Annotated in this window: 10 protein-coding genes and 1 pseudogene; 9 read left to right on the top strand and 2 right to left on the bottom strand. The window is 38.2% G+C overall.

All coding sequences use genetic code 11. The features are described 5' to 3' along the window. Window positions 1-18 precede the first annotated feature (18 nt). Complete coding sequence (locus DDE80_RS03095; RefSeq protein ID WP_108306223.1) at window positions 19-924, bottom strand: DUF4352 domain-containing protein; 906 nt, start codon at window positions 922-924, stop codon at window positions 19-21. A gap of 198 nt (window positions 925-1,122) precedes the next feature. On the opposite strand from DDE80_RS03095, the gene fadH reads away from it, so the two are divergent. From fadH to DDE80_RS03065, 6 genes are all read left to right on the top strand, one after another. Next, the gene (fadH, locus tag DDE80_RS03090; RefSeq protein WP_108306222.1) at window positions 1,123-1,887 is read left to right on the top strand and encodes a 2,4-dienoyl-CoA reductase; all 765 of its coding nucleotides are present in this window, start codon (window positions 1,123-1,125) and stop codon (window positions 1,885-1,887) included. Window positions 1,888-1,985: 98 nt separating this feature from the next. Further along, window positions 1,986-2,423 (top strand): cyclic-di-AMP-binding protein CbpB, encoded by a 438-nt coding sequence (gene cbpB, locus DDE80_RS03085; RefSeq protein ID WP_108306221.1) that lies wholly within the window; start codon window positions 1,986-1,988, stop codon window positions 2,421-2,423. A 49-nt stretch (window positions 2,424-2,472) separates the two neighbouring features. Then, complete coding sequence (gene ccpC, locus DDE80_RS03080) at window positions 2,473-3,366, top strand: transcriptional regulator CcpC (RefSeq protein WP_108306220.1); 894 nt, start codon at window positions 2,473-2,475, stop codon at window positions 3,364-3,366. 129 nt (window positions 3,367-3,495) lie between these two features. Continuing rightward, a complete protein-coding gene (locus DDE80_RS03075) occupies window positions 3,496-5,763 on the top strand; it encodes a hypothetical protein (RefSeq protein ID WP_108306219.1) in 2,268 nt (755 codons plus the stop codon). After that, complete coding sequence (locus DDE80_RS03070) at window positions 5,760-6,695, top strand: ABC transporter ATP-binding protein (protein WP_108306218.1); 936 nt, start codon at window positions 5,760-5,762, stop codon at window positions 6,693-6,695. Before DDE80_RS03075 ends, DDE80_RS03070 begins: the two co-directional genes overlap by 4 nt. Next, the gene (locus DDE80_RS03065) at window positions 6,692-7,534 is read left to right on the top strand and encodes an ABC transporter permease (protein ID WP_108306217.1); all 843 of its coding nucleotides are present in this window, start codon (window positions 6,692-6,694) and stop codon (window positions 7,532-7,534) included. The genes DDE80_RS03070 and DDE80_RS03065 overlap by 4 nt, the downstream gene beginning before the upstream one ends. 86 nt (window positions 7,535-7,620) lie before the next feature. Here DDE80_RS03065 and DDE80_RS03060 read toward each other — a convergent pair. Then, window positions 7,621-8,178: pseudogene (locus DDE80_RS03060) on the bottom strand (recombinase family protein); the annotation flags it as partial. Between the two features lie 283 nt (window positions 8,179-8,461). Here DDE80_RS03060 and DDE80_RS03055 point away from each other — a divergent pair. The 3 genes from DDE80_RS03055 (at window position 8,462) to DDE80_RS03045 (ending at window position 13,216) form a co-directional block, all read left to right on the top strand. Continuing rightward, window positions 8,462-8,836: a BlaI/MecI/CopY family transcriptional regulator gene (locus DDE80_RS03055; RefSeq protein WP_108306215.1), complete on the top strand. Its 375-nt coding sequence runs from the start codon at window positions 8,462-8,464 to the stop codon at window positions 8,834-8,836. 8 nt (window positions 8,837-8,844) lie between these two features. Beyond that, window positions 8,845-10,011, top strand: a complete 1,167-nt coding sequence (locus tag DDE80_RS03050; protein ID WP_108306214.1) for a M56 family metallopeptidase — start codon at window positions 8,845-8,847, stop codon at window positions 10,009-10,011. Between the two features lie 241 nt (window positions 10,012-10,252). Continuing rightward, on the top strand, window positions 10,253-13,216 hold the full coding sequence (locus DDE80_RS03045) for a Tn3 family transposase (RefSeq protein ID WP_108306213.1): 2,964 nt from the start codon (window positions 10,253-10,255) through the stop codon (window positions 13,214-13,216). The last annotated feature ends 455 nt before the right edge of the window (window positions 13,217-13,671 follow it).

Genomic DNA, 13,671 nt, shown 5'->3' with positions numbered 1-13,671 from the left:
AACAGGCGTCGCTATACTTTAGTGACGTCTGTTTTTTATTTTATTAGCTAAAAATTTAATATTAGCTTCTTGTTGTAAAAAATTAGCGCTTGTATTGCCAGCGGTTTGGTTAATCGTTGTACCATCTGCTTTAATCCAACGAATCAACATATTATCTTGGAAATAATAGCGGTTTTCTGAAGCGACGGCTTCAACATTAGGATAAGTATAAGCGAAAAATAGCTCATCATTCATGTAGTAAAAATGATATGTCATTTCTTGATAATGGTATGTTACTTTGCGATAAGCTTCAGCGTCATAAGTTACGATATTATCAATATGTTGTACATTCATTTGATTTGCTTGAGCATTCGCTTCAATTTGGTTAAACCATGTACGAATTACTTGCACTTTAGCCTCGACGGCATCATCAGGTAGCGCATGTTTTTTAGCACTCGCTATTGGTACGGTAGGTGATGGAGGCAATTGCAACTGTTGCGGCTTTTTTTTATGCGTCAACATGATAGTATGTGGTGTTGCTTCGCTTCTATAATACACATGTCCGATTATCGTTTGGTTAGGTGCGATTTTTTTTAACGAAGCGAGATCTCTACCGTGTTCATCTGTTGTTTGCCAGTCGATTTGGTTTGTAATATCCTGCCCAGTGGTGTCAAAAACAGTTATGCGCGAAAACATTGATGGTAAGTTAATAGCCTCATTACTGGTATTCGTTAAAGTAACAGCAACCCCTTGATAAAATATTTGTGCATCAGAGGTGTAAGGTAAACTTTCGTTTAAAGCGATATGTAAGTGACCGAATGTAGCTTCTGTGGGATACGTGTGATTTTCTTTCACAATGTGATTTTTTTCTGGCGTACAACCGACTAAAGTTAGTACCGCTAGACTTATTATTACAAGCCAAGTTTGTTGTAACAATGGAAACATGATGCGTAAACACCCTTTCTATCTATTGATAATGGTAATCGAAAAATGAAAATAAATACATAGCTTTTTTGAATTTTGTAGAAAAAATTGATTTTAAATATGATAAAAAAGATTTTTCGAGATATTTTTGTATGACAAAACGCTGGTGATGTAGTACGATTATGAATGAATATTCAGTTAATAGAGGGGGATGACGCAATGCTAGAAGAAAAAACAATTATCGTAACAGGTGGCTCTAGTGGCATGGGCTTGTACATGGCTAAGCAATTTGTGAAAGAGGGCGCTAACGTAGTAATCACAGGTCGAAATGAAGAACGTTTGCAAGAAGCTAAAGCTTTTATTAGTGAAGGCGAAAATATTGCTACATTTGCGATGGATGTGCGCGATCCAGAGCAAGCGAAAGCTATGGTGGCATTTGCTGATAACACATTCGGCACAGTGACAGGTTTAGTGAATAATGCAGCGGGTAATTTTTTAGTGCCAGCTGAAAAGTTATCGCCTAATGGTTGGCAAGCTGTTATTGACATCGTATTAAACGGCACCTTTTATTGTACTTCTGCTGTCGGTAACTATTGGATTGAGAAAGAAATAAAGGGAAGTATCATTAATATGTTAGCTACTTATGCATGGGGCGCAGGAGCTGGGGTAGTGCATTCTGCAGCAGCGAAAGCAGGTGTCATGTCGCTGACGCGCACATTAGCGGTTGAGTGGGGTAGCCAGTATGGTATTCGTGTAAATGCGATTGCACCTGGGCCTATCGAGCGTACGGGTGGCTCTGAGAAGTTATGGGAGTCCGAAGAAGCGGCAAAACGGACGATTCAATCTGTGCCGCTAGGACGTTTAGGGACGCCAGAGGAGATTGGTGACTTAGCGGCATTTATTATGTCTGACAAAGCACGCTATATGAACGGCGAATGCGTTACGTTAGATGGCGGACAATGGTTAAATACACATCCTTTCTAAAAAAGTCAGTGATTTCAATATAGCGTTATTAATAATTATGGTATGATAGGAAGTGATTGACCTGTTCTCATGAGAGGGCGATAAAGGAGAAGACTACTATGATTGTTTCGAAGAATAGAGATTTATTAAACATGGGGATTCAAGACTTTATTATTTCATCTGAGAAGGTTGCACATGTGCAAAGCATGAACAATGCAGAGCATGCACTACTCGTGCTAACACGAACAGGCTATTCAGCGATTCCTGTGCTTGATATGAAGTACCGTTTACAAGGGCTATTGAGTATGAAAATGATTACAGAATCGATATTAGGGTTAGAACATATTGAATTTGATAAATTAAGTGGCATTAAAGTTGAAGCTATTATGGATAAAGATGTGGCGACATTAAAGTATACAGATACATTCCAACGAGCGCTAGAGCTAGTCATTAATAATGCATTTTTGTGCGTGGTAGATGAAGATGGTATGTTTATGGGTATTTTAACACGCCGTGTTGTATTAAAACAATTAAAAAAATATGTATATTCCACATAAAAAGATGCGCCATTAGGGGCATCTTTTTTTTAAGTGAAGGAGTAGTGAAATGACAGCAGTTACAGAAGCAAAGCTCATAAAAATTTTAGCGGAAGAACGCAATATGAGAAAGGCAGCGGAACGCCTTTTTTTAACGCAACCTGCACTGTCGCAACGTCTTAAAACATTAGAAAAAGAATGGAATGCGCAGCTGTTTATTCGCTCACAAAAAGGGTTGTTACCAACACCAGCAGGAGAGCTTGTTATTGCGCATGCGAATGAAGTGTTAGAAAAACGTGAGCAAATTTTTGAAACGATACAAGGCTTAACAACAAAGGTTAATGGTACTTTAAAAATTGCTTGCGCGTCAATCATCGGGCAAAATTGGTTACCTAAAGTATTAAAGGAATATGTCAGTCAATTTCCGGATGCCAAAATTTCCTTAATGACAGGCTGGAGCTCAGAAATTGTGCGAGCGCTTTATGATGGTGAGGCACATGTCGGTATTGTTCGAGGTCAAGTCGATTGGAAAGGGCCTAAGGTGCACTTGTTTAGGGATACGCTGTATTTAGTAGACCGTGAGCTTGAAACTTTAGAGGATGTGTTGCAAACGCAACGTCCTTTTATTCAGTTTAAGAGTGATTCTAATTATTATCAAGAAATCCAGCAGTGGTGGCAACATCAGTTTTCTTCTAATCCACACCGTCAAATTTTAGTAGATCAAATTGAAACGTGTAAGCAAATGGCGATGAACGGCATTGGCTACGCTATTTTACCTTCCATTACATTAAATGGTGAAGAAAACGTCAATAAAATCCCACTCATTAATAATGATAAAGAGCTAGGTTTAACAAGAGATACGTGGTTAATCGGTTACGAATCGGCATTCGAACTACGCCAAGTACAAGCATTTTCGGAAGTAGTACAAAATCATGCGCGATGTTTATATGGACTTTATGAGTAGCGTTCGCTTAATAGGCGAACGCTTTCTTATTAAGTTCTGAAAAAAATATTAAAGCTTTATAACAATGGACCTTTTTACAGCTTATAGCGTTTACACTATAACCACATATAAAATAAGGAGTGAACATTTATGCGTCAACAATGGCTACGTTTAACATTAGTACTCATCGTAATGAGTATTTTATTACCGACGATGCATGTAGCAGCGAAATCGACGATAGAAGTACAAGTGGATTTTTCTGTTACGGACAAATTGAAGTATGGTGCACTATCGCCAGCAGAAATTACAATTAAAAATACAGGTAAAGATTTTTTAGGTGATATGGTAGTAAAATCTGAAAAAAATAATAGAGAGGTAACAACAGCACAGCCGTTAAATATTGCGAGCGGTGAAGAGAAGAAAATTACAGTAAACTTAAATGGCTCGCAAATTGCTGAGAATCCCAAAGTAATGTTGCCAAAAATTATTGCTTTTTATGATGGCGGTATTGAAGGAGGGAAAAAGGTAAGTGCAACGTATCAATTAGTTACGCAACCACAATTATATCCAGAAGATACGCCGTTTATTTTTACATTAACTTCGAACCGAGAGCGTTTACAGGCGGTATCCGATCAATTAAAAAAACAACTTGCAGATAGTGTGGAAGTCGCCTTAACAACACAAACATTTCCGCAAGATGTTGAAGCGTTGGCCCTTGCTAATGTGCTCATTATTGATGATGTAGCCACTCAAGATTTAACGAAGGCACAGCAAAATGCACTTATTGCTTGGGTACGAAACGGTGGCATGTTAGTTGCTGGTACAACACCGACAACATTAGGTGAATTAAATGCGCATATGCCGTTGCAAAAAGCTGAAAAGCAACAGCTAACGATTAGTGAGAATCTGACCATCCCGGGGTATATGACAACACTTGAGCCAGGTGCTACTGTAGTAAAAACGACGGGGACAGGAGAGACATTAGTTGCTCAAAAGCCATTAGGTAAAGGTAAAGTTGTACAATTTGCTTTTGTCATTGGCGATCAACCATATCATAACAACCAAGCTTATGGTGAGTGGTTGGTAAGTGCTGTTGATATGCAACATCAAGTAATGGCTACTACAAATGTAGCTGAGTATTACCGTACTGCTAATGCAACATTTGAGGCTTTTGAAGTTTCAGCTTCAGGTATTTTACTCGCGATTATTTTATATGTCATTATCGTTGGACCAATTTTATATATGGTATTAAAAAAGTTAGACAAGCGTGAGTATGCTTGGGTTATCATTCCTACCTTAGCGGTTGTTGTCGCCATCACTCTATTTGGTTTCGGCGCTAAAGATCGCATTCGTCAACCACAAACACAACAAGTAGCAAGCTATGTCATTAATGAAGACAGTAGTTTATCAGGCACGTATATGACATCACTGTTAACAAATCGTGGTGGTACTTTTAGTTTTACTTTTGATGATACAACTACAGCTTTTGCTATGGAGGCAACCAATTTGGGTGCAAACGCACAAACTGCCTACACAAAAGGTCAGCAAGTCGTTTTTAAAGATGCACGTTATTGGTCGGTACAACAAATTCAAGGCGAAAGTTTTATCCCTAAGCTAGGCAAGTTTGACACAAGCTTAGTTGTGGCAGATGGAAGAGTTGAAGGAACGGTCAAAAATAATTTTCCGTTCGATGTTCAAGATGTAGCGATTGCTACAGGGAAAGAGCGTATTCACCTTGGCACCATTAAAGCGGGTGCAACGTTACAAGTGTCTGCTGAAATTCCGAGCAATTATTTACAAGCAGGACAAGTAGCATTAGAAGCATACCAGTATACAGCAATGCCACAGCAAGATTTAGATGAAAGACTTCATCAAATGGTAAGCGAAGCAGCCGTTTTACAAACGCAAGACTTACAGTCACCAATTTTAGTAGGGTGGACAGATGAGCCGCTTATAGGCTTAACTTATGAAGGCAAAGCCAAACAAAAAATGATTAATTATTTAGCGCAACCGATTACAGCTACACTACAATTGCAGGGCGATTTCTCTATTACGAGTGAAGTGATGAATAAACAACTTTATGACTTACAAACCGCTACGGCTTATACGTCGTCCTCTGTGGATGAGGAAGAGTGGTATTTTGAAGGTAAAGAAACCGTTATGACGTTAGAAGTACCAGCACAAATGGTGAAAGATATTGCAAGCATTAAACAAATTACCGTAGAAGCAAATGCTACGCAAGGTGAGGTTAGCATTTGGAATGCCACGACACAAGCTTATGAAGATATTGAGCGTATGGCACCTACTGCAAGTAGCAAAGATTATATCGATGGCAATCAAATTAAATTATTGCTAACAGGACCGGAGCATGAGTGGTATGAGTTACCAATTGTTGAATTGAAAGGAGTGGCGCAATGATTGAGATTACAGGATTAACGAAGCGTTACGGCGACTTCTATGCGTTAAATGATTTACATTTAACATTAGGGGACGGTGTGGTATTTGGTTTTGTAGGTGCGAACGGCGCAGGTAAATCTACGACGTTTTCGATTTTAGCTACGCTTCTTTCACCAACGAGTGGTGATGCACTAATTAATGGTAAAAGTGTCGTACGAGAGCCAGCAGCTGTACGCAAGGAGATTGGTTATATGCCGGACTTCTTTGGTGTATATGATCAACTTAAAGTAGATGAATATTTAGATTTTTACGGCGCAAGTTATAACCTTAAAGCGAGTGAACGAAAAAAGTTAATACCAGAGCTATTAGCACTCGTAAATTTAACAGATAAGCGTTATGAGTATGTAGATTTATTATCACGCGGTATGAAACAGCGTCTTTGTTTAGCACGAGCACTCATTCATGATCCTAATGTGTTGATTTTAGATGAGCCGGCTTCAGGCTTAGATCCACGAGCGCGTGTTGAGATGCGTGATATTATTCATCGCCTTAAAGATTTAGGCAAGACGGTGCTTATTTCATCGCATATTTTGCCAGAGCTTGCGGAGATGTGTGACGAAATTGGTGTGATTGATAACGGTACCTTAATTGCACATGGCAATGTCGCTCAAATTCAAGCAGAGCTACAAGGCGATGCCCATATTTTTGTAGAACTAAGTTACGGCTTAGAAGAAGCGCGTGCCTTTTTTGAGCGTAACCCACTCGTTAGTGCCATGTTTGTAGATCATGCTGCTATGCAACTGCAGTTTAGTTTCAGTGGTACTAAAGTGGAGCAAACAGAGTTATTGCGTGAGGCTATGCTTGCTGACCTTGCTATTACAAGCTTTACAGAGCAGAAAAAAGATTTAGAGGATGTCTTTATGGCTATTACGAAAGGAGCGGACTTAGCATGATGGATAAATTATATAATCCTATGTTGATGAAGGAAATGAAGTTGCGATTTCGTTCATTTAAAAGCTTTTCAGGTCTCTTATTTTATTTAGCCGTACTTTGTATTTTTATTACGGGCTTCGTTTTAATCGCTACAGATTTTAAAGGCCACGGTTATATTGAGCCGACGATGAGTTATGGTTTATTTGTATTATTAAGCATTGTGCAAATGGCATTAGTAATGTTTATTACGCCAGGTGTCACAGCAGGCGCGATTAGTAGTGAACGTGAAAAACAAACGCTAAATATCTTATTAACGACTACACAAAGTTCAGCTCAATTAATTATTGGTAAGCTACTGTCTTCTATCGCCTTTATTGTATTAATGCTCGTAGCAGGTTTACCGATTTATAGTTTAGTATTTTTATTTGGTGGGGTATCACCAAGTCAAATGATAACGACATTTGCTTTTTATTTTGTCACGCTTGTAGCAATAGGGAGTATTGGGATTTTCTTTTCGACCATTACGAAAAAAACAATTGTTGCGATGATTGCAACGTACGGGGCTATGATTTTTTTAGGTGCCATTACAGCTTTTTTATTTTTTGTTAGCATGATTATGACACAGTCGGGCGTTGCGCCAATAGTAGGTGGCTATTTAGCTTATTTATTTGCGGCTATTAACCCAGGTGCTTTAATTATTACACTCACAACGCCTGAATTGACGCAAGTTTTTCAGGAGATGACAGGTGTTACACTACCGGTGTGGATTACCTACTTAGCGTTTTATAGTACCATTACTGTTTGTTGTTTAACGGGCGCGATTAAAAAGCTGCGTACCAATATGAAAACACAACGCTAAAAGGGGTCTCGTCAGAAAAATGCGGATTTACAACGTTAAGGAAAAATGGACACAAAACAAGAGCATGCACAACGTTAACTGTTGGGCTGCTCTTGTTTTAAATAGCGATAAAGTGTAGCACGACTAATCCCTGTCATTTCAACAATTTCACTCACACTATACTGTTCGGATCTATATAAATTGAGGGCTTTTTTCAGCTCTCGTTCATTCACTTTCGGACGCCCACCTTGACGCCCTCTTGCTCTAGCACTAATTAAACCTTCCTTCGTTCGCTGGACAATTAAATCATGTTCAAACTGGCTGAATGCTTGGAAAACCGTCATCATTAATTTCCCTTGTGGTGTTGAAGTATCAAAGTTTTCTTTAATGCTCAGTAGCTTGATCTCTCGTTCTTCAAAATACGCAACTAATTCAATTAAATCCTTTGTACTTCTACCTAACCGAGAAAAGCTTTCTACGATTACCATGTCTCCTGGTCGCAATTTATCCTTCAGCCGGTTTAATTCTGGACGATCTGTTTTCGTTCCGGATAATTTCTCAGTTAAAATCTCGTGGCAATTGTACTGCTTCAATAAATCTAACTGTCGATTCAATTCCTGCTGTCGTGTACTCACTCGTGCATAGCCATAAGTATAAGAAGCCATCGTTTTCCCCCTTTGATATACAAATCTATATCACAAAGGGGGCTTTTTGAAACATAGATTTTGAGCAAAGTTTTGAAACAGCATTTAGCTAGAAATACGAATGAAAATTACTGAAATGAAAACTGTCTCAAAAACAATCGTTTGTGATAGATTCCCCTGGTGAAAGAAATTGGGTCCCCAAAACAAAATTTGGACTTTACATATACTACATTATGTAGTATATTTAACCTACTACACAATGTAGTGGTTTTTAAAAAATACATACTTATATGGGGGTGAGACAGTGAATGATTTTCAAAAATTATCTGATACAGAAATGGAGATAATGGAAATTATTTGGAAATTTGGTTGTCCTGTCAAATCTAATGTATTGTTAGATATTGCATCGAAAGAAAAAGGAAAAGGTTGGAAGGGCCAAACGATAGCCACCTTTTTATCAAGACTTGTTGATAAAGGGGTCCTATCAGTAAAAAGAGAAGGACGATCAAACATCTATACTCCCCTACTTTCCTTGGAAGAGTATAAAAAGAAAGAAGCCCAAAGTGTCTTAGATAAAATGTATGAAGGTTCGGTCAAGAACTTTTTAGTAACACTATACGATGAAAAGATACCTTCCGATGAATTGAATGAACTCAAAAAATGGTTTTCGGATAAGTAGGTTTGATAATGAATGAGTGGCTCAAGGTATTAATTGCATTGTCAGTGGGTGGAAGTGGAGTTCTATTACTTTCCATCTTGATAACATACGTAACAAAAGGTTCACTCTCTGCGAAGTGGAGTTATTTAAGCTTGAAACTGACTCTCTTCTTTTTCCTTGTTCCAGTATTTATGATACCTGAACTACTTTCCAATTTCAGAAAAGTAAATACCGATATATATTATGGGAGTCAGTCTGTACATCAGAACACACTATCTTTATCATTGACATTTGTCCAAATTTTATTTGCTATTTGGGTTGTAGGAGTATTTATTACAAGTGTTTGGTCTTTTTATTCGTATAAGAGCTTTATAAAGAAGATGAAGATAGCTAGTTTTCTAGTGCCTGAAGAAAGTAAAGTGCAACACCTTCTTAATAAAAATATGGTAAGAATGAACATCTCGGCTGAAATCAAACTTGTTTATAGTCATTGTAATATTAGTCCTTTTTTAATTGGGATTTTGAAAACGTTTATAGTATTGCCTATGTATAAGATTCCAAATGATGAATTGGATCTGATTATTAAACATGAATTGACCCACTTTAAGAAAAAAGATTTATGGGTTAATAGGGCCATGCTAATTGCTACTATTCTACATTGGTACAATCCACTTGTTTACTTATTACAAAAAGAGATGCATGTATGGTGTGAATTATCTTGTGATGAAGAAGTTGTAATGAAGATGTCCCACATTGAAAGGAAAAAATATGGTGAAACCATTCTGAATATGATTGAAAGGGCAAACGAGCAATCTAAATCCCATTTTGTTGGGGCTTTTTTTTCGACTAAACAAATGAATTTAAAAAGGAGATTGATAAAAATGTTAAAGGTTAAAAAAATGAGTAAATCGGTTATTGCTTTATCCTCTGTTGCATTATTGACGCTTGGAAGCATTGGAGTATTAGGTTCTACATTAGCCAAAGAAAATACACCATCTGTATCAAAAGAAGTGGATCAGGAAAAAAATAAGATTGCAACATTAGTCTCAGAAAAAGAAAATAAAACAGAAAGTCCAGGCGGATATTCAGAAATTTCTGCGGTTAAATTATCGGATAAGAGTAAGTTTTCAGAAGAAAGTTGGAAAGAAGTTCTAAAAGGAATTGAAGCAGGAGAAATTATTTTGGAAGATGAATAGAACTACAAACCCTCTACGTTATAAAAAGTAGGGGGATTTTTATATTACAAATGCAAGTCACGTTCATATTGTTTTGTATGTTAATATTCCTCTTAAAGTAAAAGAAATTAGAATTTATCCTTCTAAAAATACCATAGTGTACAATACCCACGTTTTGTCGGCAGGACCCTAAGTAGTCCACTATCATTTAGAATGACAGTGGACTTACTGTTTTTATTATTAATAATAAGGTTGGTGAATCATGAAAACTTCAAGAGGACGGGAACTACTAACTGACAATCAAAGAACTGAACTCATGCAAATCCCAACGGATGACTGGATTTTAGGGACATACTATACGTTTTCAGAGCAGGATTTGGCCATCATTTTAAAACGAAGACGTGAGGACAATCGCTTAGGCTTTGCCGTACAGCTTGCGGTTTTACGCTATCCGGGTTGGTCTTACACGCATCTTAAAAGCATTCCACATAGTGTTATCCAGTACATCGCCCAACAAATCCATGTCCCAGCAGCAGCCATTCATTCTTATGGGCAAAGAGAAAATACGTTATGGGATCACTTAAAAGAAATTCGTAAAGCGTACGGTTATCAGGAATTCACAAGTAAGGAATATCGGCAGCTTTCAAAGCACCTGCTACCACTGGCCTTAGAGAATGGGGATTCGATGTATTTATTAAATGCATGCTTTGACTACTTACGCCAACAGAAAATCATTTTTCCTGCCTTAACAACGCTTGAACGGGTTGTATGGGAAACACGTGACCGAGCTGAAGAAAGGATATTTAATCAGATTTATTATGCGCTAACACCTACGCAAATAGAGAAATTAGAAACATTGGTTGTGCCAGCGAGTGCAACAGAATCGAATAAAACACCGCTTGGCTGGCTGAAAGAGCCGATGGGGTTCCCTTCACCAGATACCTTTTTAAAAGTTATTGAACGGTTAGAATTTATACGGGATATGGCGTTAAATGACCGTTCATTACATACGATTCATCGAAACCGGTTAAGCCAGCTCGCTCGACTTGGTACACGCTATGAGCCGTATGCGTTTCGTAATTTTAAAGAAAACAAACGCTACGCCATTTTAGTTGTGTACTTGCTGCAGCTGGCACAGGAATTAACAGATAAAGCCTTTGAAATTCATGACCGGCAAATTTTAAGCTTATTATCAAAAGGGCGTAAAGCTCAAGAAGAAATCCAGCGGAAAAACGGCAAGAAATTAAACGAAAAAATTATTCATTTCACAAATATTGGACAGGCACTTATTAAGGCAAAACAAGAGAACTTGAATGTTTTTGATGTATTAGAATCCGTTTTAGAATGGGATACATTTGTTACGTCCATTGAAGAAGCAAAGGAGCTTGCACGACCATCCGATTACGATTATTTAGACTTGCTGCAAAAACGCTTTTATGCCCTTCGTAAATACACACCAACGTTGTTACGTGTACTTGATTTTCGTTCAACAAAAGCAAATGAACCTTTACTAGAAGCCGTTGAGCTATTACGTGAGATGAACGATGCGGGGAAACGAAAAGTGCCTAACAATGCACCTATCAACTTTATTTCTGCACGATGGAAAAAGCATTTATATGAGGAAGACGGCTCCATTAATCGTCACTATTATGAAATGGCTGTTTTAACCGAATTACGTGAGCACGTACGAGCTGGGGATATTTTCATTGAAGGAAGTAAGCAATACCGAGATTTTGAGGAATATTTGTTTACAGCAGAACAGTGGCAGGCTGACAAACAACAAACGCGACTCGCTGTCCCTATTGCTTATGAAGAGTACTTGCAAGAGCGAATGGCAAGCTTAGAGGAACGTTTGAAATGGTTAACTACTAATTTAAAAGACTTAGATGGCGTTTCACTTGAAAAAGGACGCTTATCGTTAGCTCGATTAGAAAAAGATATTCCCGCAGAGGCACAAGCGTATAGTGCAAGTTTATATAAGCTGTTACCACGCATTAAATTAACGGATCTCTTAATGGACGTTGCGTATTTAACAGGCTTTCATGAGCAATTTATACACGCCTCGTCGAATCGGAAACCCGACAAAGAGGAAACGGTGTTGCTTATGGCTGCTTTAATTGGTATGGGGACCAATATTGGTTTAAGTAAAATGGCTGATGCAACACCAGGTGTAACCTATAAACAATTAGCAAATGTCGCTCATTGGCGTATGCATGAAGATGCAATGAATCGCGCACAAGCGACCTTAGTGAATTATCAACACCGGTTAAAAATGGCTTCGTATTGGGGAGACGGTACAACATCTTCCTCCGATGGTATGCGTATGCAAGTTAGCGTTTCTTCCTTACACGCAGAAGCCAATCCGCATTATGGCACAGGAAAAGGCACCACGATTTATCGCTTTACAAGTGACCAGTTCTCATCGTATTACACTAAAATTATTCATACTAATTCAAGAGATGCGATTCATGTGTTAGATGGCTTATTGCATCATGAAACGGATTTAATGATTGAAGAGCATTACACGGATACAGCGGGCTACACAGATCAAATTTTTGGTTTGACACATCTATTAGGCTTCAAGTTTGCGCCAAGAATTCGAGATTTATCGGATGCCAAGCTATTTACTTTTAAACAAATGAAAGAGTATCCCAAATTAAATGCACTCTTACGTGGTCAAATTAACACAAGAATCATTCGGGAAAATTACGACGAATGCTTGCGTTTAGCACACTCTTTACGTGAAGGAACAGTATCTGCCTCTCTCATTATGGGCAAGCTAGGCTCTTATGCAATACAAAATAGTTTAGCGACAGCTTTAAGAGAAATGGGACGGATTGAAAAAACGATTTTCATTTTAAACTATATTTCAGATGAGGCACTACGAAGGAAAATTCAAAAGGGCTTGAACAAAGGTGAGGCAATGAATGCGCTAGCACGTGCGATTTTCTTTGGGAAACAAGGCGAGCTGCGAGAACGAACAATGCAGCATCAATTACAACGTGCCAGCGCCTTAAATATCATTATTAACGCCATTAGCGTGTGGAATACGATTTATTTAACGGAGGCACTCGAACACCAAAAGAGCCAAGGGCATTTCAACGAAGAACTATTACCTCATATTTCTCCACTCGGTTGGGAGCATATTAATTTCTTAGGTGAATACCACTTCAGGTCAGAAAGTAGCCACAATCCAAAGGAACTTCGCCCATTACGAATTCCTTAACGTTGTTAAAATAGGCGTTTCCGTCAGAAAAAATCCCTTAACGTTGCAAATCCGCATTTTTCTGACGGGACCCCACGTTAGCGTAAGTACATTATTTCACAATCTTATTCTTCAGAGCGTGACATTTAAAGTTATGATTAGGATTTTTCCTAACCTCTTCTTTCTGAAGTTCATACATGGCAACTTCTTCCTTCACTGCTCGGGACTTGCACCCTATAGACTATGCCCATACTGGGCACACTTAGAAAAAACACGTTAGTTTAAACTAACGTGTTCCGACATTTCTATTAGTAGCCGGTAATACCCATATATCTTTTACCTTACATCCTTTAACGACTTTCCGAAAGAAGTCTCCCAACCTCAAGGAGTGTGAAGGTGCGAATAGCACCAATGAGTAGGTGGGAGATGAATTTCGGTTGGCTTTAGCCAAAGAATTTGGTAAAATATAGACATAA

This window comes from Metalysinibacillus jejuensis, assembly GCF_003057615.1.
In the GTDB taxonomy this organism is placed as follows: Bacteria; Bacillota; Bacilli; order Bacillales_A; family Planococcaceae; genus Metalysinibacillus; species Metalysinibacillus jejuensis.
The sequence above is the reverse complement of the archived record's forward strand: the minus strand, read 5'-3'. Positions and strand labels throughout refer to the sequence as shown.

What these genes read in the sequence shown, in the direction of transcription:
- DDE80_RS03095 (WP_108306223.1), bottom strand. Translation starts at nt 924, where the DNA reads ATGTTTCCATTGTTACAACAAACTTGGCTTGTAATAATAAGTCTAGCG.
- fadH (WP_108306222.1), top strand. Translation starts at nt 1,123, where the DNA reads ATGCTAGAAGAAAAAACAATTATCGTAACAGGTGGCTCTAGTGGCATG.
- cbpB (WP_108306221.1), top strand. Translation starts at nt 1,986, where the DNA reads ATGATTGTTTCGAAGAATAGAGATTTATTAAACATGGGGATTCAAGAC.
- ccpC (WP_108306220.1), top strand. Translation starts at nt 2,473, where the DNA reads ATGACAGCAGTTACAGAAGCAAAGCTCATAAAAATTTTAGCGGAAGAA.
- DDE80_RS03075 (WP_108306219.1), top strand. Translation starts at nt 3,496, where the DNA reads ATGCGTCAACAATGGCTACGTTTAACATTAGTACTCATCGTAATGAGT.
- DDE80_RS03070 (WP_108306218.1), top strand. Translation starts at nt 5,760, where the DNA reads ATGATTGAGATTACAGGATTAACGAAGCGTTACGGCGACTTCTATGCG.
- DDE80_RS03065 (WP_108306217.1), top strand. Translation starts at nt 6,692, where the DNA reads ATGATGGATAAATTATATAATCCTATGTTGATGAAGGAAATGAAGTTG.
- DDE80_RS03050 (WP_108306214.1), top strand. Translation starts at nt 8,845, where the DNA reads ATGAATGAGTGGCTCAAGGTATTAATTGCATTGTCAGTGGGTGGAAGT.
- DDE80_RS03045 (WP_108306213.1), top strand. Translation starts at nt 10,253, where the DNA reads ATGAAAACTTCAAGAGGACGGGAACTACTAACTGACAATCAAAGAACT.